The 22869-nt window shown below is 70.6% G+C and carries 26 protein-coding genes; 9 read left to right on the forward strand and 17 right to left on the reverse strand.

Annotation, left to right across the window (positions count from 1 at the left end):
• Positions 1-51 precede the first annotated feature (51 nt).
• From katG to OG776_RS03480, 3 genes are all read left to right on the forward strand, one after another.
• Complete coding sequence (gene katG / locus OG776_RS03470) at positions 52-2286, forward strand: catalase/peroxidase HPI (RefSeq protein WP_148011721.1); 2235 nt, start codon at positions 52-54, stop codon at positions 2284-2286.
• A 194-nt stretch (positions 2287-2480) separates the two neighbouring features.
• The gene (locus OG776_RS03475) at positions 2481-2873 is read left to right on the forward strand and encodes a helix-turn-helix domain-containing protein (protein WP_187285807.1); all 393 of its coding nucleotides are present in this window, start codon (positions 2481-2483) and stop codon (positions 2871-2873) included.
• 155 nt (positions 2874-3028) lie between these two features.
• On the forward strand, positions 3029-3436 hold the full coding sequence (locus OG776_RS03480) for a VOC family protein (protein WP_329318796.1): 408 nt from the start codon (positions 3029-3031) through the stop codon (positions 3434-3436).
• Positions 3437-3462: 26 nt separating this feature from the next.
• Here the strand turns inward: OG776_RS03480 and OG776_RS03485 are convergent, their stop codons facing one another.
• Entirely contained in the window at positions 3463-4632 is a 1170-nt protein-coding gene (locus OG776_RS03485) for an acyltransferase family protein (protein WP_329318798.1), read from the reverse strand.
• A gap of 352 nt (positions 4633-4984) precedes the next feature.
• Between OG776_RS03485 and OG776_RS03490 the strand changes: the two genes are divergently transcribed.
• Positions 4985-5431: an SRPBCC family protein gene (locus tag OG776_RS03490; RefSeq protein ID WP_148011718.1), complete on the forward strand. Its 447-nt coding sequence runs from the start codon at positions 4985-4987 to the stop codon at positions 5429-5431.
• Between the two features lie 149 nt (positions 5432-5580).
• Here OG776_RS03490 and gcvH read toward each other — a convergent pair whose 3' ends face one another.
• From gcvH to OG776_RS03520, 6 genes are all read right to left on the reverse strand, one after another.
• The gene (gene gcvH / locus OG776_RS03495; protein WP_329318800.1) at positions 5581-5976 is read right to left on the reverse strand and encodes a glycine cleavage system protein GcvH; all 396 of its coding nucleotides are present in this window, start codon (positions 5974-5976) and stop codon (positions 5581-5583) included.
• 444 nt (positions 5977-6420) lie between these two features.
• On the reverse strand, positions 6421-7872 hold the full coding sequence (locus OG776_RS03500) for a purine-cytosine permease family protein (RefSeq protein WP_329318802.1): 1452 nt from the start codon (positions 7870-7872) through the stop codon (positions 6421-6423).
• Positions 7873-8205: 333 nt separating this feature from the next.
• Entirely contained in the window at positions 8206-8586 is a 381-nt protein-coding gene (locus OG776_RS03505; RefSeq protein WP_148011715.1) for a hypothetical protein, read from the reverse strand.
• Positions 8587-8722: 136 nt separating this feature from the next.
• Positions 8723-9169 (reverse strand): NUDIX domain-containing protein, encoded by a 447-nt coding sequence (locus tag OG776_RS03510; protein ID WP_148011714.1) that lies wholly within the window; start codon positions 9167-9169, stop codon positions 8723-8725.
• A gap of 222 nt (positions 9170-9391) precedes the next feature.
• Positions 9392-10060 carry an NAD(P)H-binding protein gene (locus OG776_RS03515; protein ID WP_329318805.1) on the reverse strand — a complete coding sequence of 223 codons (669 nt, stop codon included), beginning with the start codon at positions 10058-10060 and terminating at the stop codon, positions 9392-9394.
• 28 nt (positions 10061-10088) lie between these two features.
• A complete protein-coding gene (locus OG776_RS03520; RefSeq protein ID WP_329318807.1) occupies positions 10089-10763 on the reverse strand; it encodes a TetR/AcrR family transcriptional regulator in 675 nt (224 codons plus the stop codon).
• Positions 10764-10979: 216 nt separating this feature from the next.
• On the opposite strand from OG776_RS03520, the gene OG776_RS03525 reads away from it, so the two are divergent.
• Complete coding sequence (locus OG776_RS03525; protein WP_148014441.1) at positions 10980-11810, forward strand: SDR family NAD(P)-dependent oxidoreductase; 831 nt, start codon at positions 10980-10982, stop codon at positions 11808-11810.
• 106 nt (positions 11811-11916) lie between these two features.
• Here the strand turns inward: OG776_RS03525 and OG776_RS03530 are convergent, their stop codons facing one another.
• Positions 11917-12780 (reverse strand): calcium-binding protein, encoded by an 864-nt coding sequence (locus OG776_RS03530; RefSeq protein ID WP_329318810.1) that lies wholly within the window; start codon positions 12778-12780, stop codon positions 11917-11919.
• A 289-nt stretch (positions 12781-13069) separates the two neighbouring features.
• The gene (locus tag OG776_RS03535) at positions 13070-13561 is read right to left on the reverse strand and encodes an FBP domain-containing protein (RefSeq protein WP_148014443.1); all 492 of its coding nucleotides are present in this window, start codon (positions 13559-13561) and stop codon (positions 13070-13072) included.
• A 70-nt stretch (positions 13562-13631) separates the two neighbouring features.
• On the opposite strand from OG776_RS03535, the gene OG776_RS03540 reads away from it, so the two are divergent.
• On the forward strand, positions 13632-14228 hold the full coding sequence (locus tag OG776_RS03540; RefSeq protein WP_148014444.1) for a TetR/AcrR family transcriptional regulator: 597 nt from the start codon (positions 13632-13634) through the stop codon (positions 14226-14228).
• Positions 14229-14438: 210 nt separating this feature from the next.
• Complete coding sequence (locus OG776_RS03545; RefSeq protein WP_329318815.1) at positions 14439-15620, forward strand: GDSL-type esterase/lipase family protein; 1182 nt, start codon at positions 14439-14441, stop codon at positions 15618-15620.
• Between the two features lie 320 nt (positions 15621-15940).
• Here OG776_RS03545 and OG776_RS03550 read toward each other — a convergent pair whose 3' ends face one another.
• From OG776_RS03550 to OG776_RS03575, 6 genes are all read right to left on the reverse strand, one after another.
• Positions 15941-16390 carry a spore-associated protein gene (locus OG776_RS03550; RefSeq protein WP_148014446.1) on the reverse strand — a complete coding sequence of 150 codons (450 nt, stop codon included), beginning with the start codon at positions 16388-16390 and terminating at the stop codon, positions 15941-15943.
• Between the two features lie 282 nt (positions 16391-16672).
• Positions 16673-16777 (reverse strand): hypothetical protein, encoded by a 105-nt coding sequence (locus OG776_RS03555; RefSeq protein WP_148014447.1) that lies wholly within the window; start codon positions 16775-16777, stop codon positions 16673-16675.
• Positions 16753-17232: a phosphodiester glycosidase family protein gene (locus tag OG776_RS03560; protein WP_148014448.1), complete on the reverse strand. Its 480-nt coding sequence runs from the start codon at positions 17230-17232 to the stop codon at positions 16753-16755. Before OG776_RS03560 ends, OG776_RS03555 begins: the two co-directional genes overlap by 25 nt.
• A 231-nt stretch (positions 17233-17463) precedes the next feature.
• Positions 17464-18315 (reverse strand): MHYT domain-containing protein, encoded by an 852-nt coding sequence (locus OG776_RS03565; RefSeq protein WP_148014449.1) that lies wholly within the window; start codon positions 18313-18315, stop codon positions 17464-17466.
• Between the two features lie 272 nt (positions 18316-18587).
• Positions 18588-20141 carry a CYTH and CHAD domain-containing protein gene (locus OG776_RS03570; protein ID WP_329318819.1) on the reverse strand — a complete coding sequence of 518 codons (1554 nt, stop codon included), beginning with the start codon at positions 20139-20141 and terminating at the stop codon, positions 18588-18590.
• Positions 20142-20323: 182 nt separating this feature from the next.
• A complete protein-coding gene (locus tag OG776_RS03575) occupies positions 20324-20500 on the reverse strand; it encodes a CsbD family protein (protein WP_329318821.1) in 177 nt (58 codons plus the stop codon).
• A 258-nt stretch (positions 20501-20758) separates the two neighbouring features.
• Between OG776_RS03575 and OG776_RS03580 the strand changes: the two genes are divergently transcribed.
• Complete coding sequence (locus OG776_RS03580; protein WP_148014452.1) at positions 20759-21112, forward strand: PRC-barrel domain-containing protein; 354 nt, start codon at positions 20759-20761, stop codon at positions 21110-21112.
• A gap of 265 nt (positions 21113-21377) precedes the next feature.
• On the opposite strand, the gene OG776_RS03585 is transcribed toward OG776_RS03580, so the two are convergent.
• Positions 21378-21854, reverse strand: a complete 477-nt coding sequence (locus tag OG776_RS03585) for an ATP-binding protein (protein WP_148011446.1) — start codon at positions 21852-21854, stop codon at positions 21378-21380.
• Positions 21855-22021: 167 nt separating this feature from the next.
• Here OG776_RS03585 and OG776_RS03590 point away from each other — a divergent pair, with 167 nt between their 5' ends.
• Positions 22022-22387, forward strand: a complete 366-nt coding sequence (locus tag OG776_RS03590) for an STAS domain-containing protein (RefSeq protein ID WP_329318824.1) — start codon at positions 22022-22024, stop codon at positions 22385-22387.
• 54 nt (positions 22388-22441) lie between these two features.
• Here the strand turns inward: OG776_RS03590 and OG776_RS03595 are convergent, their stop codons facing one another.
• Complete coding sequence (locus OG776_RS03595; RefSeq protein ID WP_148011444.1) at positions 22442-22795, reverse strand: STAS domain-containing protein; 354 nt, start codon at positions 22793-22795, stop codon at positions 22442-22444.
• Positions 22796-22869: the final 74 nt, after the last annotated feature.

Below are 22869 nucleotides of genomic sequence, written 5' to 3' on the forward strand. Positions count from 1 at the left end.
CCCACCCGCAGTACCCGAGCACCACGATCCGCCTGGTCCGGAAGGATTCCCATGTCTGAGAACCACGATGCAATCGTCGTAGACGCGAAGTCGGAGGGTGAGGGCGGTGGATGCCCCGTCGCGCACGGGCGTGCCGCGCACCCGACGCAGGGAGGCGGGAACGGCCAGTGGTGGCCCGATCGCCTCAACCTGAAGATCCTCGCCAAGAACCCGGCCGTCGCCAACCCGCTCGGCGAGGAGTTCGACTACGCCGAGGCGTTCAACGGTCTCGACCTCGCCGCCGTCAAGCGTGACATCGCCGAGCTGCTCACGGACTCGCAGGACTGGTGGCCGGCCGACTTCGGCAACTACGGCCCGTTCATGATCCGGATGGCCTGGCACAGCGCGGGCACCTACCGCATCAGCGACGGTCGCGGCGGCGCCGGTGCCGGGCAGCAGCGGTTCGCCCCGCTCAACAGCTGGCCGGACAACGGCAACCTCGACAAGGCCCGCCGGCTGCTGTGGCCCGTCAAGAAGAAGTACGGCCAGAGCATCTCCTGGGCCGACCTCATGATCCTCACCGGCAACGTAGCCCTGGAGACGATGGGCTTCAAGACGTTCGGCTTCGCCGGCGGCCGCGCCGACGTGTGGGAGCCCGACGAGGACGTCTACTGGGGTCCCGAGACCACCTGGCTGGGCGACGAGCGCTACACCGGCGACCGCGAGCTGGAGAACCCGCTCGGCGCGGTCCAGATGGGCCTCATCTACGTGAACCCCGAGGGCCCGAACGGCACTCCGGACCCGCTCGCCGCGGCCCGCGACATCCGTGAGACGTTCCGCCGGATGGCCATGAACGACGAGGAGACCGTCGCGCTCATCGCCGGTGGCCACACCTTCGGCAAGACCCACGGCGCCGGCCCGGCGGACAGCGTCGGCGCCGACCCCGAGGCCGCCCCGCTGGAGGAGCAGGGCCTCGGCTGGAAGAACTCCTTCGGCACCGGCAAGGGTGGCGACGCGATCACCAGCGGCCTCGAGGGCATCTGGACGAACACCCCCGTCACCTGGGACAACAGCTTCTTCGAGATCCTCTTCGGCTACGAGTGGGAGCTGTTCCAGAGCCCCGCGGGCGCGAACCAGTGGCGGCCGAAGGACGGCGCCGGCGCGACCACCGTCCCCGACGCCCACGACCCGTCGAAGACCCACGCCCCGACGATGCTGACGACCGACCTGTCGCTCCGCGTCGACCCGGCGTACGAGCAGATCTCGCGGCGCTTCCTCGAGAACCCCGACGCGTTCGCCGACGCCTTCGCCCGTGCGTGGTTCAAGCTCACCCACCGCGACATGGGCCCGGTCGTGCGCTACCTCGGCCCGGAGGTCCCGGCCGAGGAGCTGCTCTGGCAGGACCCGCTGCCCGCCGTCACGCACGAGCTCGTCGACGCCGCGGACATCGCCGCCCTCAAGAGCCAGGTCCTCGCCTCGGACCTCTCGGTGGCGCAGCTCGTCTCCGCCGCCTGGGCGTCGGCGTCCTCCTTCCGCGGCAGCGACAAGCGCGGCGGCGCCAACGGCGGCCGCATCCGCCTGCAGCCGCAGAGCGGCTGGGAGGTGAACGACCCGGACCAGCTGGCGACCGTGCTGCGCACCCTGGAGGGCATCCAGAGCGCCTTCAACTCCGCCCAGACCGGTGGCAAGCGGATCTCGATCGCCGACCTGGTCGTGCTGGCGGGCGGTGCCGCCGTCGAGCAGGCCGCCAAGGACGCCGGCTTCGACATCGAGGTCCCGTTCTCCCCGGGCCGCGCGGACGCCTCGCAGGAGCAGACGGACGTCGAGGCGTTCGCCCCGCTCGAGCCGGCCGCCGACGGGTTCCGCAACTACCTCGGCAAGGGCAACCGGCTCCCGGCCGAGTACCTGCTGATCGACCGCGCGAACCTGCTCACCCTGAGCGCTCCCGAGATGACGGTCCTCGTCGGCGGTCTCCGCGTACTGGGCGCGAACCACCAGCAGTCGTCGCTCGGCGTCCTCACCACCACCCCGGGAACGCTGACCAACGACTTCTTCGCCAACCTGCTGGACCTGGGCACGACGTGGAAGGCGGTCTCCGAGGACGCCAACACGTTCGAGGGCCGCGACTCCGCCACGGGCGAGGTCAAGTGGACCGGAAGCCGCGCCGACCTCGTCTTCGGGTCGAACTCGGAGCTGCGCGCGCTCGCCGAGGTCTACGCGAGCGACGACGCGAAGGAGAAGTTCGTGAACGACTTCGTCGCGGCGTGGAGCAAGGTGATGGACCTCGACCGGTTCGACCTGGTCTGAGTCCTGACTGCACCTGACGCCTGACGTCCGGGCCGGCCGGCCCTGTGCCGGCCGGCCCGGACCCGTCCTCGGGACCCGCCCACGGGGCCAGTCTCAGGGGCTCGTCTCCGGGGCCCGGAGCCACCGCCGGGTCGGCCCAGGGTGGGGACGGTCCGGGCGGATGAGGGACTCCGGATCCGTGGTGTGATGACGCGGTGAGCCGCGCCACCGAAGACACCAACCGCCGCATGCTGCGGGCCCGCGACGCGATGGACCGCGCGTACGCGGAGCCGCTGGACGTCCCGGCGCTCGCCCGGATCGCGCATGTGTCCCCGGCCCACTTCACCCGCACCTTCCGGGCCACCTTCGGCGAGACACCGCACCGCTATCTGCAGCGCCGCCGTGTCGAGCGCGCGATGTTCCTGCTGCGGGAGACCGACCGCAGCGTGACGGACATCTGCTTCGCGGTCGGCTTCGGCAGCCCGGGAACCTTCAGCCGCACCTTCCACGGCATCGTCGGCCGGTCTCCGCGGACCTACCGCAAGGAGGCGGTCCCCGCGAACGTGCCGACCTGCTTCGCCAAGGCGTGGCTGCGGCCGGCCGGCTGACCCGGCCCCGCCGCGGCCACCGGCACGGGCACACGACGCACGACGCACGACGCACAGCAGGCTCGGCGGGCAGAGCTCGGGAACCACAGGGGCGGCCCGCCGACTGAGCAGTTTTGGACAAGTTTCCGTCCGGCCCGGCCGGTAGCGTGACGTACATGTTCAACGCCATCACGCACTCACAGATCTACGTCCTCGACCAGGACGAGGCCCTCGACTTCTACGTGGGAAAGCTCGGCCTGGAGGTCAACGCCGATGTCGACCTCGGCTTCATGCGCTGGTTGACCGTCAACGTCCCGGGACACCCCGACCGGCAGATCCTGCTGGAGAAGCCGGGTCCCCCCGCACTGTCCGAGGAGACGGCGCGGCAGGTCCGCGAGCTGGTCACCAAGGGCGCCACCGGCGGCTCGCTCATCTTCAGCACGGACGACTGCCGCAAGACGTACGAGACGCTGCTCGCCCGGGGCGTCGAGTTCACCGAGGAACCGACGGAGCGTCCGTACGGCATCGACTGCGGCCTGCGTGACCCCTTCGGCAACAACATCAGGTTCACCCAGCCGGCCTAGCCGGTCCCTCGCCCGGTCGGCCTCGTCTACCGCCCCTGCCCTCGGTGGACGACGCCTCCGGCCCGCGCGGTGACGCGTGCCCGGGGCTTCCCGCTCCGGCGGCGCAGCAGCAGGTCCCGGGCCGGGCGCTCGACGCCCTCGTACAGGAGCCAGGCCAGTCCGAGAGCCACGGTGAACGCCACGGCGGTGGCGGTCAGTCCGGCCGCCACGCCGAAGTGCGGGGACTTCCCGAGCAGGTTGACACCGGCCCGCAGGACGAGCAGATGGATCATGTAGAAGGCGAAGGAGAGCTCTCCGAGCCGCACCAGCCGCCGGTGCCGCCACAGCGAGGGAAGGTCCCGCAGGTCGGCGACGGCGGCCGCCGGGATCAGCAGGGCGAAGCCGACGATGGTGCAGACGGTGGCCGCGTAGCCGGGGGTGACCTGGGGGACGAGGAAGTACCCGATGATCGTCAGCCCCAGTGCGGCCTCCGTGCCGGGCCCGCGCCAGCGCCCCAGGGAGACCAGCCGGGCGACCGCGGCGCCGAGCACGAATTCGGGGAGGCGGGCCGCGGGAAAGGAGTACACCGGCTGGCTGAGCCAGTGGTGCGCGTCCGACCAGGCCAGGGCGGCCACCGTCAGCACGGAGAGTCCGGCGACGGCGGTCAGCCCGCGCGCCCCGAGTCGGCGCAGCCCGAGGGCCAGCAGCGGGAAGACCGCGTAGAAGAAGGCCTCGCAGGCGAGCGACCAGCTGACCGGGTCGAGGGTCTGCCACCACGGGCGCCACCAGGAGTGTGTCAGCAGCAGGTTGGCCAGGGCCGAGGTCGGGGTGGGTCTCATCTGGCGGGACAGTGTGAACCCCATGACCAGCGCGATCGCGGCGGTGACGAGGTGGACCGGATAGATCCGGGCGACGCGCCGTCGCCAGAAGGCCATGGCGCGGTCGCGCGGCCGTGCCGACCACATCAGCACGAAGCCGGAGAGGACGAAGAAGAACGAGACACCGTTGGCACCCGCCCCGAACCCCCACGCCATGATCCGGCCGCCGGTGCCCCCGAAGTAGCCGAAGTTGTGCACGTGCAGCCCGAAGACCAGCACCGCCGCCACCCAGCGCAGTCCGGTGAGCGAAGGCAGTGAGGACGGCCGGGGCGCGGGAGTGGCCTCGGCCGTGGTCGCTGTCGGGGCCGGCGCCCGGGTCGTCCCGGTCGCCGATGTCATCGCGTCACCTGCCGAGGGGTGTTCGTGGAAGGCATGAAGGGGAGCGTTACCTGTTCGTCCTGGTTCATTCCGGCCTCGTGGGGAGCCTCACACCAGCCTCCGTGCGCCCGGAGGGATCCGCTCGGCCCAGGGGATCGAAGCCACATACGTGCATCCAGCCATTACTACCCTTTGTGGACCGGCCGGGGTCAAACCGGGCTCTCTCGGGTGTGTCGGGCGCCGGCCGTCCCCGCGGGGCGGATCCGCTCCGGGCAACAGGACGCGCAGGTGGGACCGGGCCCGTACGCTGAGGCTGTCGGCAGACTCGCGTGCACTCGGCCGGAGCCCGGCGATCGCAGCATCAGGAGGAACCGTGGCCGGTCAGTTCGAGGCGACAGCCGAGATCAACCGCCCCGTCGAGGAGGTCTTCGCCTTCCTGGCCGAGGGCACGAACGACCCGAAGTTCAGCCCCAGGGTGCAGGAGATCAAGAAAACGCCGGAGGGCCCGACGGCCGTGGGCACCGTCTTCACGAGCACGGTCAAGGACGCGGGCATGAAGACGGGCCGGCAGTTCCGGATCACCGAGTTCGACCCGCCGCGGCGGATCCGCTGGACGGAGGTCTCGAAGAACGTCGTGACGGCCGACCAGGGCGGTTACGACCTCGAGTCCACCGGTGCGGGCACGACCCACGTGAGGATCTTCAACGTGCTCGAGGGCCACGGCATCGGAAAGCTCCTGGTGGGCTTCGCGCTGAGCGCGGCACGCAAGGACGCGGACGCGTTCGGCCGACGGATCAAGGCCGCGGTCGAGGCGTCCTGACGGACGGACGAGGGCGGGACCCCTCGCGGTGACCGGCGAAACCGGACCGTCCGCGTGGGGTCCCGGGGGCCCGGCGTCGAGCGGAGGGACGGCGGGGGCCGGCCCGTACGCGGAGCCCCGCGTCGCCGCGCCGACGTGCCCGCCGGGAGCTATTCAGCGCCTTCGCGGATGTAGCTCTCGTACATGTCGTCACTGAGCAGCCGGTCGAGTTCGGTCCGGTCGGTGAACGTGATCTCGATCAGCCAGCCGTCGCCGTAGGGATCCTCGTTGACCGTCTCGGGGCTGTCGTCGAGCTCGTCGTTGAGGGCGGTCACCTCGCCCGACACCGGCGCGTAGACCTCGGTCACCGCTTTGACCGACTCGAGCGTGCCGAACGGGTCCCCCGCGGAGACGGCCGTGCCCTTGGCGGGAAGCTCCGCGAAGACGATGTCGCCGAGTTCCTTCTGGGCGTGGTGGGTGATGCCGACCCGCACCACGCCCTCACGTGTCACCCGCACCCATTCGTGGTCCTTGGTGTACTTCAGCTCGTTCGGGACGTTCGACACGGGGACTCCTTCGGGGTTCTCGTATGCCGCACGGTCGCGGTCGGCGCGGTCAGTCTGCGCGAGCGTGTCCGGACTCCCGCGCATCCCCACCCGAACGGCCCGCAGGACCGTGTTGTGAGCTCGCGCGGCGCCGCGTCGACGTGGATCCACGTGACCACCGGCGCGCCCGGACCTCATGGCGCACGGTCCCGGTGATCAGGGAGACAGCAAGAACCCCGTCTCCGGAATATCGGAGACGGGGTCGAGTGGAGCGCCGGGCAGGCCTTGCACCTGCATCTCCCCGCAGGAAGCGGGACGTCTTTCCTTGGACCACCAACGCATCGAGCGGCGACCGGAGTTCGTCCGGTGAGCTCTGAATCGAGCATAGCGCACCCCCCGTCCGCGACCGGATGGGGGGGTGGCGCCGTGGGGAGCGGGTGCGCCGGCGGCGGTCGCGGGCGGAGGTCACGGCTCCCGGTGGTCGTGGGCCGCCGATTCCAGATCCGTGAGCTCCGCTTCGGCCAGCCGGGTCTCGGCCTCGACGTCGATCGAGCGGGTGAACAGCCAGTAGAGCACCGCGGCGACGGGCAGCCCGATGAACAGCGAGATGTCCGCCCCGCCGAGCGCGTGCGCGGCGGGCCCCACGTAGAGCGTGCCGACCGAGAAGAACGGCACCATGACGGCGAAGCCGACGAGGTAGGCGACGATGCCGTGCCAACCCCAACGGCCGTAGATCCCACGGGGGTTGAAGATCTCGGCGACCGCGTAGTGGCCGCGGCGCACCACGTAGTAGTCCATGAGGTTCACGGAGGTCCACGGGATGAACAGATAGAGCACCAGCAGCAGGAAGTCGTTGAAGTTCTCCAGGAAATGGGCGGTCGCGGCCAGCGCGCCCACCACGGAGAGCACGGCGGTGAGACCGATCGTCAGGAGCCGCACGCCGACGGTCGGCCGGACTCTTCTGAACGAGTCGATCGCGCTGATGAGGGTGAGGGAGCCGCCGTACATGTTCAGCGCGGTCACCGAGACCAGGCCGAGGGCCGCGAACAGCAGCACGATCGCACCGAACCCGCTGAAGACCTTGTCGCCCGCCGCGTTGATGGAGCGGATCGTCTCGAAGTCCTTGCCCGCCCAGCCGGCGAGCAGCGCGCCGAGGGTCATCAGCCAGATGCCGCCGAGCGCCGAGCCGAAGTACGTCCAGTAGAACGTCTTGCGGACGGTCACGTCGGGCGGGAGATACCGGGAGTAGTCCGAGACGTAGATGGCCCAGCTGATCTGGTAGCCGGCGACCACGCCGAACTGTGCGAGGAACGGCGTCCACTTGAAGCCGCCGAGGTCGAAGGAGCCCGCCGGGTAGTGCAGGGTGACCAGGATGCCCACCGTGAAGACGCCGAAGATGACGAGGAAGGCGTAGGTGAGGAACTGCTCGGCGCGGTGGATGACGTCGTAGCCGACCAGCGCGACGACGAACCCGACGAGGGTGACCACGACGACCCAGGGCTTGACCCCGCCGTGCACCGTGCTGTGCAGGGCCTCACCGGCCAGGATCGTGTTGAACACGTTGAACCCGGCGTACTGCACGTAGGCGAACAGCCACACCAGCAGCGCCCCGACGTAGCCGAACTGCGGCCGGGACTGGATCATCTGCGGGAGTCCCAGTTGCGGGCCCTGCGCGGAGTGGAAGGCCATGAAGAAGGTGCCGAGGACGGTGCCCGCGGCGATCGCGATCAGGGACCAGACGAGGTTGCCGCCGCCGGTGATGCTGATGAGGCCCACCGCCAGGGTGGCGATCTGCGCGTTGGACATGAACCACAGGGGCCCCAGGTGCCACAGCTTTCCGTGCCGCTCGTCCAGCGGGACGTAGTCGATGGAACGGATCTCCAGACCCGTTACCCGTGGCTCGGACGACGTCGTCACGAGCGCCTCCTCTCAGGGGATCCGCGAGCGACGAGGACCTGCGTCCTCCGTCGCCACGATCATGCCCCGAGCGCGGGCGGTCGGGAAGGAGCCCGGCCGCGGGCGATGTCCTCGCGCCCCCGGGCAGCCAGAGCCCCGGAGACCGGACCGGTGCGGCGAGCCTTACGACGGTGGTGTGCTGGACCGGAAGTTCCGTGTTCCGGTCCAGCACACCACCATCGGTCGCGCCCCTCGCCCTCGCGCCGTCGCGGTTCCGGCTGTCGCGGTCCGCGCCGCCCGCCGGGCCCGAGGGACGGACCCCTGTCAACGCCCGGGGACCGCCTGGAGGCCTGCTCAGCAGTCGCGCACCGGGTCGGTCTCGCTGTAGACGGCGGTGTCCTTCATGAACCCCAGCTGTCCGTTGTCGGCCACGGTCATCAGCCAGCGGGTCGGGTGCGGCCCGCCGACCCATGCCTGACCGTCCTCCTTGCAGTAGAACCAGCTCGGGTTGGAGTACATGTGGCCGACGATCGTGCCGGGGTCCGGGTAGGAGTGGTTGTTGCCGATGATCCCGTAGACGGGTGCGCCCGAGACGTTGTTGCAGTACCACCTGATGCCGCCGTCGGTGGTCCAGCAGCCGGCGGCGGCGTGCGCGGACGGGGCCGCCGCCGCACCGAACCCGACGGCCAGCGCCGCGGTCGCCAGCGCCGTACCGAGCTTCTTGTGAACACGCATAGGTTCCCCCGTAGTCGGCGTCCACCGAGGGGTGAACGGTCGGGTGCGCCGACGCCGACGCACGCGACCACTATGGCGAGCGCGCACACCCCGGGTCGATCGATTCGATCCTGATGGAATCCGGGCCCTGCGGCCCTCACCGCGCGGGGTCGGCCAGGCTGCTCAGTTCGGTCCCGGCGGCCAGCGCGTCGCGCAGCAGCGCGGCGATCTCTTCCGGATCGGGACGCAGGACGTCGAGCGCCTGGGAGGTCAACGGGACGTCCTCCAGGTGGAATTCGCCGCGGTCGGGGTCGTCGAACTCCGGACCCGTGCGGTCGGCCTCCGACCAGGTCCGGATGCGGGCCAGGTAGAAGTGCTGACGCCGGTGCCCGTCGTCCAGGACGTGCAGCAGTCCCGTGATCCGCGGCTCTCCGCCGGTCTCCTCACGTATCTCACGCGTGAGGGCGGCTCGCAGGCCCGGGTCGTCCGGTTCGACGTGACCGCCGGGGAAGACCCAGTGGGGCGTCCCGCCCGGCCAAGTCCGTCTGATCAACAGGAGCCGGTCCTCGGGCGTGATCAGCACCGCCCGGACACATTCGATCACCGCGCCTCCCGCCGTCACGACACGTCACCGCGAGGCTACGGCACCGGACCCGGCCGGGTCCGGCCGTCCCGTGCCCCGGTCCGGTTCCGCGCGTCCGGGTTCGGCTCATCCAGGTTCGGTCTGCCCGGTCCGGTTCGGCTCGTCCGGCCTGGTTCCGTCCGGTCGAGGCCTGGGCGGGGCAGGCGTCCCCACCCCCGCGGTCGCGTCGTCGTCCCGCCGGTGTCACACCGCGCCGAGCCGGTTGATCTCGGGGCTGTGCAGCACCGACGGGCCCCCGCCCTTCAGGGCGACGACGGCGATCATCGCGCGGCCCAGGTGCTCGGTCGTGGTCACGTGGCCGGGAGCCAGCCTGCGCAGGACGGGGTGGAGCCACGAGGTCAGCCGGTACAGCAGACGGTAGGCGGGCGTCTTGGAGACGGCTCCGTTGCGCGGCTGGATGTACCCGGGACGGAACAGGTAGGCGTGGAACGGCATCGCCGACAACGCGTTCTCCGTGCGGCCCTTGACCCGTGCCCACATCGAACGGCCGGACTCCGTAGGGTCGGTCCCCTCGCCGGACACATAGGTGAACGTCAGGGACGGGTTGTCCGCGCTCACGGCGCGGGCGGCGGCCAGCGTGACGTCGTAGGTGATCCGGGTGTACTCCGCCTCGCTCCGGCCGGCGGAGGAGACGCCCAGGCAGAAGAAGCAGGCGTCCAGTCCCTCCAACTCGCCCCGGACGGCGCCGAAGTCGGTGAAGTCCGTGTGGACGACCTCCCGCACCTTCGGGTGCTCCACCGACAGGGGCGTGCGCACGACGAGGACCACCTCCTCGACCTCCGCGTCCTGAAGACAGGCGTGCAGGACGCCCTGCCCCACCATTCCGGACGCTCCGAACAGGGCCACGCGCATGAATGCTCCCGGGGGGGTGGGACGGCGGTCAGTTCGCCGTACGGGTGAGGATGCCGGCGAGGAGAGTGGCCACCATCTCCTGCAGGGTGGCGGCGAAGTCCATCCGCAGGGCCGCGAGCGACGGGTCCGCGTCATAGGCGGCGAGCATGCCGGGCGACGGCCGGGCGTGGGTCCAGACGGCACCGGCCATCATGAAGGCCTGGGCGCTGAACAACCTTGCGCCTTGGCCCAGTTCGGGCAGGTACTGACGCGCGAGAGCGGCGAGTGCGTCGACGTTGCCGATGGCCGCACGCTTGTACCGGGCGGCGACCACCGCGGACACGTTGTGCTCCAGGACCCCGGCCTGTGCGCTGAGCAGGTCGCACAGCACGCGGCGCTCCGCGAGCGAGCGGGTGAACACCGCGGCGAACGCGTCCCCCCGCTGCCGTACACCGTGTTCCGGACGGACGCCGGCCGCGAGCAGACCGGGCAGGTCGCCCATCAGCCGCTTCCAGCCGCTGTCCAGCAGTTCCAGCAGGATCGCCTCGCGGGACTCGAAGTACCGCAGGACGTTCGACTTGGCCAGCCCGACACGACGGCTCAGCTCGTTGAGGCTGACCTCGCCGACCGACATCTCGTCGAGCATCGCGGCGGCGGTGTCGAGGATCGCCTGTCGACGGATCTCGCGCTGCTCCTCGCTGCGCGCACGCTGGAAGGTCGTCATGCCGCCATATTACAGACTGTCGGTCTTTTGACATCAGACCGGCGGTCCCTTACGGTATCCACGGAAGAGACCGGCGGTCTGCAATATGCCCCCTCGCCGTCTCCGCAGACCCCGCGGGCCCCGCCGCCCCCTGGAAAGCCGACGGAGCCACCGGCTCCGCTCCGGCCGGGGCGGAACATCCCCGCACCCCACCTCCTGGAAGAGAAGAGAACGTCCATGTCCAAGGTCTGGTTCGTCACCGGAAGCTCCCGCGGCCTGGGCCGCGCCATCGTCGAGGCGGCACTGGAGGCCGGCGACCGGGTGGTGGCCACCGCCCGCAAGCCCGCCCAGCTCGACGACCTCGTGGTCCGCCACGGCGACCGGATCCTCCCCCTGGCCCTCGACGTCGCCCGCGACGACGACGTCCGCCGGGCCGTCCGGGAGGGCCTCGACGCCTTCGGCCGCTACGACGTCGTCGTCAACAACGCCGGTTACGGCGACATCGCCTCCGTCGAGGACGTCACACCGGAAGCCTTCCGTGCCCAGATCGACACCAACTTCTACGGCGTCGTGCAGGTCACCAAGGCCGTGCTGCCCGTCCTCCGCGAGCAGGGGGCCGGACACATCTTCCAGGTCTCGTCGGTCGGCGGCAGGGTCGGTTCGGCGGGCCTGAGCGCCTATCAGAGCGCGAAGTGGGCGGTCGGCGGATTCTCCACCGTCCTCGCCCAGGAGGTGGCCCCGCTCGGCATCCAGGTCACCGTGCTGGAGCCGGGCGGGATGCGCACCGACTGGGCCGGATCGTCGATGACGATCCCGCCGGTCAGCGAGCCCTACCGGCGGACGGTGGGCGGCTTCGCCGACATGATCAGGAGCAGTGCGGCGTCCGGCTCCGCGGAGTCCGACCCCGTCAAGGTCGCCCGGGTGGTGCGCGATCTGGCCGGACGGCAGGACGCCCCGGTCCGGATCGTGCTCGGCGCCCAGGCCTACGGGATCGCCCAGGCCGCCGCCCGGGCGATCGCCGAGTCCGACGAGAAGTGGCGCGAGGTGTCCGAGTCCGTCTCCGACTGACCGCTCGCTCCCGGAGGCGGAGCTCGACGGGAGCCGACCGCGTGACCGCGGCGCGCGTCCGGGGAATTGCGCGGACACCGCGCAATTCCCCGCGCGACGGAAACCGTCAGTCCTGACGGACGACATTCCGGCCCGGACCACCGGAAAGCGTGTCGCGGCCGGGACCGCCGTACAGTTTGTCGTCGCCGCTGTTCCCGTACAGTTTGTCGTCTCCGCTGTTGCCGTACAGGACGTCATTGCCCTTTCCGCCGTACAGCAGGTCGGCGCCGGTCCCGCCGTAGAGCGTGTCGTTGCCGTCGTCCCCGTTGAGGATCTGGTCGGCCGCGCCGCCACGGAGCAGGTCGTCGCCCTTGCCGCCGTTCACGATGTTGTACCCGCCGGCCGCGTCGACCGTGTCGTTGCCGTCCCCCGCGGCGACCGTCGCCAGCCTGCCGACCCTGAGGGTGTCGTCACCGGTCCCCCCGACGACCTCGTTGCCGTCGACTCCGGTGTTGTCGGTCAGTCTGTCGTCGCCGGAGCCGAGGTCGATCCTGTTGAAGTAGTAGATCTGACCTGTGGTGTTGTCGGAGGTGACGGTGTCACGGCCGTCGCCGAGGCTCATCTCCAGGGCGGCGTACGGGTCTTGGCTCTCCAGCGTGGTGACCGTGCAGGAGACCTTGGTGCGGTCCGTGCCGACCGGGTGGGAGCAGCCGTGGCCGGCCCGGATCGGGACGTCGTCGTCGATCACGTAGGTGATGGCCTCGTACCCGCCGGTGTACGACTCGGCGATGGTCACCTTGTTGGTCTGATGGGCCGCGGCCGTGTACGTGAGTTGCCAGTCGAAGTCGTTGACGGCGGCCGTGGCCATGACCGACGGCACCGCTGCTCCGGCCGCGGTGGCCAGGGCGAGCGGACCGGTCAGCCCCGCACCGACGACCAGCGTCTGCGCCGCGGCCCGTAAAGTCCGGCGGTTCATGAGGTAAGAGGGCATTGCATGGCCTCCGAGAGCGGAAGTGAGTTCTTGAGAACACTCGTGTGACCCCCGGAACAAATAATTGGTTGCCCTCTGTACCGCGCGAAAAAAAATGCCGAAGCCATCCCGATATTCGGCCATGAGTCAGAGGGAAATCAGAGGGAAAAGGGAAATGACTTCCGGGTGAGTCCGCCCATAACGGAACGTGAACAGCGGGCCGCGGGCACAGCCCCGCGGAAGGTCACGGCGCGCCCGCACGGCAGGTCGGTGACGGGGGCGCCCGCCGGAGACGGCTCACCCCCCGCGGTCACGCCGTCACCTTGTCGATGAACGCGGCGAGGTGGGACACGGTCCGCCGGACCTTCTCCTCCAGGGTGAGCGACTCCTGGAGGCGGGCGCCGACTCCCGCGTCCTTCTTGCCGCGCACGTACAGCGAGCAGGCCAGGTCGCTGCAGATGTAGGCACCCACCGAGTTCCCCTGCTGCCCGGCCTTGCCCGCTTTCGGCGCGACCATGAGGGACACGCCTCCGGTGTGCGTGGTCAGGCACATCGAGCACATGCTGCGGCGCATGTGCTGGGCGCCGGGGCTCGGACAGCGCATCGCGAGGGCCCGGAGCCCGCCGTCGGACGGACTGACGAGGTAGGCACGGTCGGGCGCCTGGGGGTCACGCCAGCCGAGGTAGTCCAGGTCGTCCCAGGGACGGTCGGCCAGGTCGCGCGGGACGGACAGGCGCTTGGCCTCGCCCTTGCTGCAGTTCACGAACGCGGTACGGATCTCTTGCTCGGTCAGCGGTTCCATGGGAGTAAGGTAAATTGCCTAGGAGACCTAGGCAAATCATTAAATGACTCCGACTGATGGGTGAGTGGCCATGGCAAGAGCCGGGCTGTCCGCGGAACGTCTGACGCTGGCGGGCGCGGAGCTGGCCGACGAGGTCGGCTTCGACAAGGTGACCGTCGCGGCGCTCGCCCGCCGCTTCGGCGTCAAGGACGCGAGCCTCTACTCGCACCTGAGGAACTCGCACGACCTGAAGGTCAGGATCGCCCTGCTGGCCCTGGCGGAACTGGCCGACCGGGTCGCCGCCGCCCTGGCCGGGAGGGCCGGCAAGGACGCCCTCGCGGCCTTCGCGAACGCCTACCGGGACTACGCGCGCGAGCACCCCGGCCGCTACGCCGCGGCGCAGCTGAGGCTCGACCCGGAGACCGCGGCGGCCAGTGCCGGAGTCAGGCACGCGCAGATGACGCGGGCGATCCTGCGCGGCTACGACCTGACGGAACCGGACCAGACGCACGCGGTCCGACTGCTGGGCAGCACCTTCCACGGCTACGTCACCCTGGAGATGAGCGGAGGCTTCAGTCACAGCGCCCCCGGCTCCCAGGAATCCTGGACATGGGTCGTGGACGCGCTCGACGCCCTGCTCCGCACCTGGTCCGCACCCGCGGAGGGCCCGCCGGACCCACCGGCCTGACGTCAGGGCCGGTAGGCATTCCCGCTGCCGCCGTACGGACCCGCGCAGCGCCTTCCCGCGACCCGTCCGACCCGCCAGGAACCTCCGGCGCCGCTCGTCCCACGCCCGACATCCGGCACCGACACATCCAGCACCGGCACCGGCACCCGGCCGCACCGGAACGACCGGACACACCACACGCACCGACGCGAACAGGCACAGGCACCGACCATGAGCGACGACACCCTGATCTCCACGCCCCTCACCGCGGACCTCCTGCGGGGCGCCCTGGAACTGGAGCGGACCGAGCACGGTGTGCTGCCGCACCGGCTGCCCGCCCGCGCACGCGCCCAGTGCGACGACGGCCAGCTGGCCCTCGCGGAGTCCCAGCCGTCCGGCGTACGGCTGGCGCTGCGGACCCGGGCCACCGTCGTCGAACTGGACACGCTGCCCACCAAGCGCGCCTACGTGGGTGCTCCCGCGCGTCCGGACGGCGTGTACGACCTGCTCGTCGACGGCCGGCTGTCCGGCCGCGCGAGCGTGACGGGCGGCAACGTCCTCACCGTCGACATGACCACCGGATCCACGACGGCCACACCCGGACCGGTCGGCACCGTCCGTTTCGACGGTCTGCCGGCCGGCACGAAGGACGTCGAGATCTGGCTGCCGCACAACGAGACGACGGAACTGGCCGACCTGCGGTCCGACGCGCCCGTCGAGCCGGTGCCCGACCGGGGCCGCCCGGTGTGGCTGCACCACGGCAGTTCGATCAGCCATGGTTCCGACGCGGCGAGCCCCACCACCACCTGGCCGGCGCTGGCAGCGGCCCTCGGTGGCGTGGAACTGATCAACCTCGGGCTGGGCGGCAGCGCCCTGCTCGACCCGTTCACCGCGCGCGTGCTGCGCGACACCCCCGCGGACCTGATCAGCGTCAAGATCGGCATCAACCTCGTCAACACGGACCTGATGCGGCTGCGCGCGTTCGCTCCGGCCGTCCACGGCTTCCTCGACACCATCCGTGAGGGCCACCCCGACACTCCCCTGCTGGTCGTCTCCCCCATCCTGTGTCTGCTCCACGAGGACACGCCGGGCCCGAGCGCCCCGGACCTCAGCGCGCTGAGCACCGGACGACTCCGTTTCCGCGCCGTCGGCGATCCGGCGGAAACCGCCGCCGGAAAGCTCACCCTGCGGATCATCAGGGCCGAACTCGACCGCATCGTCCGGCAGCGGGCCGCGGAGGACCCGCGTCTGCACCATCTCGACGGCCGTGAGTTGTACGGCGAGGCGGACGCCACCGGACTGCCGCTCCCCGACGGGCTCCACCCCGACGCGGCGACCCACCGCCGCATGGGCGAACGCTTTGCCGCGCTGGCCTTCGCCCCCGGCGGTCCGCTCACCGGCACGGTCGAATGACCGCGATGCCCGACTGACCGGTACGGCCGAATGACCGGGACGGCCGGCTGACCGGGACGGACCCGTGCCGGTCAGCCGGCACACCGGAGGGGCGGGGTCACCGGGCGGCCAGGTCCCGGCCGCGCCGTCCCGCGGCCGGGGACGACGGACCTCGCCCCGGCGGAACCGGGCAGGTTCCGCCGGGGCGAGTGGGATGGTGCGGGTTCCCGCGCGGCCCGCCGCGAGGACCTCGTCACCGGACGGGGGTCAGCCCGTACGTCCTGAGAGCCGGGCCCCCGGTGACGGCGGCGCACCGGATCCGGTGGCCGGACGGGAGCGGGTCAGCGGGTCGTGGTGACCCGGTGCTCCTTGAGGGCGCTGCAGTTGGAGCCGGTGACCTGCACGTAGACGTTGGCGATGTTGCCGCCCCAGTCGACGCAGTAGGCCTTGCCGTAGACGGAGGCCGGACCGGCGTACGACGTGTACCGGCCGTAGTCCTGGGCTCCCTCGTCGGTGGCGGACACGTAGATCCATGCCGACATGTCCTTCAGGGCGCCAGGGGTGCTGCGGATGGTCGCTACGCAGTTCCTGCCGTTCGAGGCGTTGTACGTCAGGTAGACCGTGCCCAGCGACCCGACGGGCGCGGAGTTCACGGTCCGGTAGCTGCTCCCACAGACCTTCTGCGGAGTGGTGTTGGCCGCGGCGGAGGCGGGTGCCGTCATCGCGGTCGCGGCACCCACCGACAGCGCCGCCAACACGGCGCCGGTCATGACAGATCGGTTGAATCGCATATTTCCCCCTTGTTGTCGTTGGAGTTGGTTGCTCCTGCCCTGTGTGACCCACGACGCGTTCGGATGGTTGTACCCGTCCGTGAGAGACGCCGGATCCGGGCGGTCGTGGGCGGTGACGCAGGAGGACGCCACCCGACCGGACGGCCGTCAGCGCCGCAGCGTGGTCAACGACCCTTCGTGGAAAAGACGTTGGGAAAGCAGTGCGGGGAAGGAGTCGTCTCCTTCCCCGCACGTGTGTCGTGGGCCGCGCGGGCGGGGCCCGGCTTCCCGTGACGGATCAGGTCACTTGACGACGACCTGGGTGCTGCCCGTGACGCCGCCGGAGGTCACCGAGACGGTGACCGTGCCGTGGCGGTGGGCGGTCAGGGCTCCGGTGGACGGATCCACCGACGCCGCCTTCGGATCACCTCAGGCCCGCACATGGTGCCGTCGGGCTTGACGCCCAACTGGGAGGCGAGACCCGGCTTGGGGCTGTTGAGCAGGCGGCCGTCGGAGACGACACCGCCGAGCGGGCGTCCGCCCGCGTGGATCTCGAAGTAGTCGCCGTTCACACCGGCCACCGCGTGCCTGCGCCGGGCCGTCGAGGACGGGGTCTCGTCCTCCGGGTCGGTGAAGGTGTCACCGGCTTCCACCGCACCGACCCTCAGGTTCGGGTCGGAGAGATCCGCCTCGAGCACCTGGATGTGCCGGCGGCCGCCCACGGTGTCGTAGGTCTCGCCGTAGTGCCGCGGACCGCGGGTGACGGTCTCGGCGGGTGTACGGGTATGGTCGACGACCAGCGGCCAGTTCTCCGGTGTGGCCGGGAGCCAGTTCCGGTCCGCCGGTCGGCCGTGCGGGGCCACGGCGTCGGTGGAACCGAAGGCCGTTCCCGCACCGGTCGCGGCACCGGCGAACGCCGTCGCGGCGGATCACAGGTTTCTCCCCCGGATGGGCCGGATGACCATCAGGGGCGTCTCGCTCCGGTTCCGGCCAGCCCGTGTTCACCTTCATCTCCCGTCGAACGGGGCGCGGTTCGAGGGCTCACGACGGATTCCCCGGCACTTCGCCCCGTCACCGGGACGTGCCCGGGTCCGTCAACGCCGGTGCGGCTGCGGCCGGGACGGAGCCGCGGAGCGCGGTTCGAAGGCGCTCGGCTCCACGGGCGCGGGCTGTTCCCGCCGGCCCGCGCGACTGCCGCGGCTCCACTCGCCGTCGCCGAGGATGAGTACCGGGTCGAACATGACGATGACCGCCGCCACGAGCAGGAAGACCACGGGGACGATGAGCATCGGCAGCAGCAGCGAGGTGGGGGTGCGTCCCTGCGACGTGTGCCCGGCGGTGGCGTCGAGGTGGACGCTCACGGCCGCCATACCGGTGTAGTGCATGCCGGAGACGGCGATGCCCATGACCAGGCTGGCGCCGAGGGAGGGCAGGAAGCCGCGGATCGTGACGGCGGCCCACAGAGCGGCGGTCGCCGCGGCGACGGCGATCAGCACGGACAGCGCGACCACGGGCGCGCTGTAGTGCAGTTCGCCGTCGAGGTGCATGGCGGCCATCCCCAGGTAGTGCATGGCCGCGACTCCGAGGCCCGTCACCACACCGGCGGCGGTCAGCGGTACCGGGGTCGCGCCGCGGTGGCCGACGATGAACACACCGACGCTGACCACGACGATCGCGACCACCAGACTCAGCACCGTCAGCGGGACGTTGTAGGTGATGGAGGTCTGCACGACCTGGAAGCCGATCATCCCGATGAAGTGCATGGTCCAGATGCCGCAGCCCAGGCACGCGGCGCCCAGCGCCAGCCAGGCGGCCCTTCGCCCCTGCTCGTAGTGGAGGGTTCGGGCCACACAGCGCAGCCCCAGCGCCGCCCCCAGGCAGGCCATGACGTAGGCGGCCACGGGCGTGACGAGTCCGTAGCTGAAGCCGTCGACGGTGCCGTTCATATATGCATCTCTCCAGAACCATCCGTGTTCATCGCCATACGGACGCTCAGATATATGCGATCACCGAAGAGTGGGACAAGGTGTTACCGCGAGAATTAGGTGAACGTTGCACGACTGTGCGCGCGTCGGGCGCCGGGCGGGCTGCGGCAGGTGCCCTATGACGAGGTGGCGGCGGGGCAGCCGCGAAGGAGCACGGTCCGCCACGGGTCCGCCGAGGGGCGCGCGAGCATGGCGCAGCACCGTCGGCCGGACAGGAGAGGGGCGGCCACCGTTCAACGGGTGAGCGCCTCGCGCGGTCCCGGCTTCGACGCCGCGGCCCACACGGCCGGCAGTTCCCGTTCGCACCGTTCGGCCACGGCCTTCTCCTGCCCGTACAGCAGGCCCCAGGTGAAGCCGGTCTCGCCCGCCGCGTGCGCGGCCAGGGCCAGGTCGCGCAGGGTGGCGCGCGCGACGACACTGTCCTGGTGCTCCCCGAGCACCTTCTGCACGTCCTTGACGCGCCTGCCGAGCCGCTTGGCGGGTTCGCCGAGCGAGGCACGCGCCGGCTCGGTGGCGTACCGCGTCTTCTTGGCCGCCTTCCGGGCCTGGTGGAGGGCGATGTCCGGGTCCGTCCCCGGAGCCGGCTCCAGCGCGTGCTCCATCCGGCCGGCCAGCCGGCCGAACTCCTTGAGGACCGCCTTGCCCAGCACCTTCCCGGGCTCGTGCGCGGCCTTGCGACCCAACGGCGGCTGCTCCGTGAGTCCGGTGAGGGAGTCCAGCAGCGTCAGGTACCGCGGGGAGCGCAGGGCGTCGAGGGTACGCTGCCGTGCCGCGGAGGAACGCGACACGTCCCACACCCGCAACCGGGCGTCCACGGGCCCGAGGACCAGCTCGCGCGGCAGGTCCCCGATGCGCGTGCCGAACCGCTCCATCAGGACCTCCTGATCGCGTTCGGCACCCAACTCGTTGCCCAGCCACTTGAGTTCGTCGCGGATCGGATCGGTCACGCCGCGCGCAAGCACGGCGCGAGAGGTGCGCAGGACGCTGCGCAGCCGACGGCAGTGGACACGCATGCGGTGCACCGCGTCGGGCAGCCCGCGGCGTACCGCGGGATCGAGGTCCACCATCCCGCGCACCTGGCCGTCCACGTAACGGAGGACCTCTTCGGCGGCCGAGCCGGGGACAGCGCTCTGGGCGTTCTCGGCGCGCTCCCGCGGCGGCCGCGGCTCCCGCGCTCCGGTCTCCGCCAGGGCCCGGTCCAGTGTGGACGGACTTCCCGCACGCCCGATGCCGCTCTCGCGCAGGGTCCTGTCCACGGCGTCGAGCAGGGCGGGATCCGTCTCCTCGGCGAGCTCGACGTCCAGCTCGGTCCATGAGGTGTGCGCGGCCCGTGTCCTTCCCGCGGACAGCGACTGGGCACGCACCCGGTCGAATCTCAGTTCCGCGAGGACGGCGCCCTCGGGATCGAGGAGATGCCGCGTGTTGCGGCGGGACCGGATACGGACGACCGGTCTCAGTTGCTCCCCACGGCTGCGGGAGAGGGTCAGGTCACGCAGAGCGGCCGGGACGGTGTCGGAGAGCGGCGCCCGCACCTCCTCCCGGCTGTCCCCGGTCAGGGGCAGTTCGAGGTGCCAGCCCGCGTCACCGCCGCCGGTCCGTCGCCGAAGGGTCGCCGACGCCCCGGCCAGCCGTAGATCGGCGGTGTCGTAATACACCGCGTCCCGTTCCTCGAGGTCATTTCCCACGACCGACGCGACGCCGTCCACCTCAAGATCGGGAAGCCATGTGGTGTCATCGGCCGAGGGAGCCTCGTACTTTCTCTCTGTGTCTCGCTTCGTACGGGTCATACGAGACGCGTGCACGTCTCAGCGCCGCTCAAACATTCGCGGGACGGACAGAAGCTTTCCGGGGCCGGGACCGACGCCTTCCCGTGCCCGGACGCCGGTGATCCCGGCAGCCCGGTGGAGACGGGGGCTGCCGGGACCCGGCACGGAGGGCGGCGCCGCGGATTGCGCCGTGGCACCAGCTCCTACTCGGGCTTGATGGCGTCCTTCGCCTTCTCCTTGGCTTCCCGCAGTTCACCCTTGGTCTCCTCGGTACGTCCTTCGGCCCGCAGGGACTCGTTCCCCACGGCACCGCCGACGACCTTCTTGACCTTGCCCTCGGCCTGCTCGCCCTTGGCCTGCGCCTTCTCGTCCGCAGCCACAGTCACTCACTCCCTGTCGTCATCGGCACACGATTTCACCCCCCGTCTCACCCGGTTCACGGCTCCCAAACCAGGAAAGTTTCCACAGGGCAAACATCGGTCACGTCGCTCCAGAATCTCCTGAACATTCGATGTGTAGCGCCCGGAGGACCGGGCACCCGCCGTTCCGAGAAAACGTCACCGAATTCGATGACGCCTGTACGACCTCGCAATTCCTGACCGCGGGGAAGCGAAAAATATCGAAGAAGGAGCCGTTTTATGAGCGACAGCATCTGGGGCTACCAGCCCACCACCGGCCACGCCGCGGGTACCGACCTGATCGGCTACAAGGTCGAGGCCACCGACGGCAGCATCGGCAAGGTCGACAAGCACTCCGACGAGGTCCACTCCTCCTACCTCGTGGTCGACACCGGTGTGTGGATCTTCGGCAAGCACGTCCTGCTGCCGGCCGGCACCGTGACCACGATCGACCAGGCCGAGAAGAAGATCTACGTCGCTCTCACCAAGGACCAGATCAAGGACTCCCCCGAGTTCGACAAGGACAAGCACATCGGCGACGCCGGTTATCACGAGCAGGTCGGCACGTACTACCAGCAGCACCGCCGCGCCTGATCCCACCGCAGCGCCCCATGGACGGGGGCCGGCCGAACTGCCTTCGGCCGGCCCCCGCTTCTCGCTGCGTGCGCGAGGCAACTTCTCTCCGTGGGGGGGGGAGGGCTCCCTGCCTGTGGGGGCGGGGCTCGCGGCACGGGGCCCGCCTCGCTCCTCGTGCCGCTCCGAACGCCACGTCACGCACCACACCGCACCGCACCGCACCGCACCGCACCGATGACTGAGGCAGGGAACCCGGTTTCTCAGAAACCCGCCTGACGGATCCTCACGGCAGACGGAGCGCGGTGGCCCCGGTCCGGGGTGTGTCGGCCAGCGGCAGCCGGGCGGTGATGCGCTTGCCGACCGACTCCTGCGCGATATCGAGATGCCAGGCCACGGCCTTGACGATCTCCAGGCCGTGCTGGCCGATCCTGCCGGGGTCGGCGGTCCGGGCGTTCGGGACGGTGGGGTCGCTGTCCCAGACGGCGACGTCCACGATGCCGTCGGCGATCCGGAGGTGCATCAGCGTCGGACCCGGGGCGTATTTGCGGGCGTTGGTGACCAACTCGCTCACGACCAGCTGCGTCAGATCCATGACCCGGGCGGACACGGCCAAGCCGTGCGCGGTACGCGCCTGTTCCAGGAAGGCCGTTGCGAGATGGCGGGCGTCCGCGATGCTGCCGTCGTCGTCGCCCAGGGCGTAACTCGCCTGGATCGGGGTGCCATGCCCCACACCGTGCTCGTCGCCGGTCCGGGCTCCCATCCCGACTCCCTCGTTCCCCGTCTGTTACAGCCCTCGTGTACCCGTCACTCAATCACGTAATCACAACGTGCTCTTCGACACAGCCGTTCGGCTGCATCCGCGCACGGCATTGGGGCACAATCTCCACGCGGTGGACCCGGCAGGCCTTGAGCGCGAACGAGGAGACAGTGACCAGCACCCAGGGAACGGACAGGCCGGACCGGCTGTCCGTCGAAGAGCACACGGTGGACGGAATCCGTGTCGTCACGCTGGGCGGTGAGATCGACCACGATGTCACGGACGCCCTCCGCGGCGTCGTACTGCCGGCCGACGGCCAGGTCCCGCCCCGTACCGCGCTGGACCTCAGTGCCGTGACCTTCATGGACTCCAGCGGGATCAACGTCCTCGTCTCCGCCCACCAGGCCGCCCACGACGCCCACGGCTGGCTGCGCATCGCCGGAGCCCAGGGACCCGTCCTGCGCGTCATCGAGCTCGTCGGACTCGACTCGGTCATCGCCTGCCACCCCACGATCGAAGAGGCCCTGGCCGGCTGAGCGTGCCCCGGGCACAGGACGCCGGAGTCCGGCCAAGGCCGCCGCGCCCCTGTGTCAGGGCCGCAGCGACGCGATGGCCTCCTCGACCGTCGGGGAGAGGGTGAAGAGCTGGTCGAGTCCGACGATCTCGAACACATGGGTGAGATCCGCGCTCAGTCCGGCCAGGGCCAGGGGCGATCCGGCGGCCTCCGCCCGCTGGTACGCGGTGACGAGGACGGTCAGGCCGGTGGAGTCGCAGTAGGTGAGCCCGCTCAGGTCGAGCACCGTGCCGTCGGCCGTGAACGCGGCGTCGTCCACCGCCGCGCGCAGCTCCCCCGCGGTGTGGTAGTCGAGTTCACCGGTCGCCGTGAGCACGGTGACACCGGAGGAATGAGCCGTCGAGGCGGCGACAAGGGTGCGCTGGGTCACTGGAGCTCCTGGGCATCGGTTCGTCGTGGGGAGGCGGGACGGAGAAGGTCCGGGGGGAACGCGGTGCCGTCGCG

It is taken from the genome of Streptomyces sp. NBC_01689 (genome assembly GCF_036250675.1).
Classification (GTDB): domain Bacteria; phylum Actinomycetota; class Actinomycetes; order Streptomycetales; family Streptomycetaceae; genus Streptomyces.

Excerpts from the sequence above, each read along its gene's own strand:
- katG (WP_148011721.1), top strand. The coding sequence starts at position 52 with ATGTCTGAGAACCACGATGCAATCGTCGTAGACGCGAAGTCGGAGGGT.
- OG776_RS03480 (WP_329318796.1), top strand. The coding sequence starts at position 3,029 with ATGTTCAACGCCATCACGCACTCACAGATCTACGTCCTCGACCAGGAC.
- OG776_RS03485 (WP_329318798.1), bottom strand. The coding sequence starts at position 4,632 with ATGACATCGGCGACCGGGACGACCCGGGCGCCGGCCCCGACAGCGACC.
- OG776_RS03505 (WP_148011715.1), bottom strand. The coding sequence starts at position 8,586 with ATGCGTGTTCACAAGAAGCTCGGTACGGCGCTGGCGACCGCGGCGCTG.
- OG776_RS03515 (WP_329318805.1), bottom strand. The coding sequence starts at position 10,060 with ATGCGCGTGGCCCTGTTCGGAGCGTCCGGAATGGTGGGGCAGGGCGTC.
- OG776_RS03520 (WP_329318807.1), bottom strand. The coding sequence starts at position 10,763 with ATGACGACCTTCCAGCGTGCGCGCAGCGAGGAGCAGCGCGAGATCCGT.
- OG776_RS03525 (WP_148014441.1), top strand. The coding sequence starts at position 10,980 with ATGTCCAAGGTCTGGTTCGTCACCGGAAGCTCCCGCGGCCTGGGCCGC.
- OG776_RS03530 (WP_329318810.1), bottom strand. The coding sequence starts at position 12,780 with ATGCCCTCTTACCTCATGAACCGCCGGACTTTACGGGCCGCGGCGCAG.
- OG776_RS03535 (WP_148014443.1), bottom strand. The coding sequence starts at position 13,561 with ATGGAACCGCTGACCGAGCAAGAGATCCGTACCGCGTTCGTGAACTGC.
- OG776_RS03540 (WP_148014444.1), top strand. The coding sequence starts at position 13,632 with ATGGCAAGAGCCGGGCTGTCCGCGGAACGTCTGACGCTGGCGGGCGCG.
- OG776_RS03545 (WP_329318815.1), top strand. The coding sequence starts at position 14,439 with ATGAGCGACGACACCCTGATCTCCACGCCCCTCACCGCGGACCTCCTG.
- OG776_RS03550 (WP_148014446.1), bottom strand. The coding sequence starts at position 16,390 with ATGCGATTCAACCGATCTGTCATGACCGGCGCCGTGTTGGCGGCGCTG.
- OG776_RS03565 (WP_148014449.1), bottom strand. The coding sequence starts at position 18,315 with ATGAACGGCACCGTCGACGGCTTCAGCTACGGACTCGTCACGCCCGTG.
- OG776_RS03570 (WP_329318819.1), bottom strand. The coding sequence starts at position 20,141 with ATGACCCGTACGAAGCGAGACACAGAGAGAAAGTACGAGGCTCCCTCG.
- OG776_RS03580 (WP_148014452.1), top strand. The coding sequence starts at position 20,759 with ATGAGCGACAGCATCTGGGGCTACCAGCCCACCACCGGCCACGCCGCG.
- OG776_RS03585 (WP_148011446.1), bottom strand. The coding sequence starts at position 21,854 with ATGGGAGCCCGGACCGGCGACGAGCACGGTGTGGGGCATGGCACCCCG.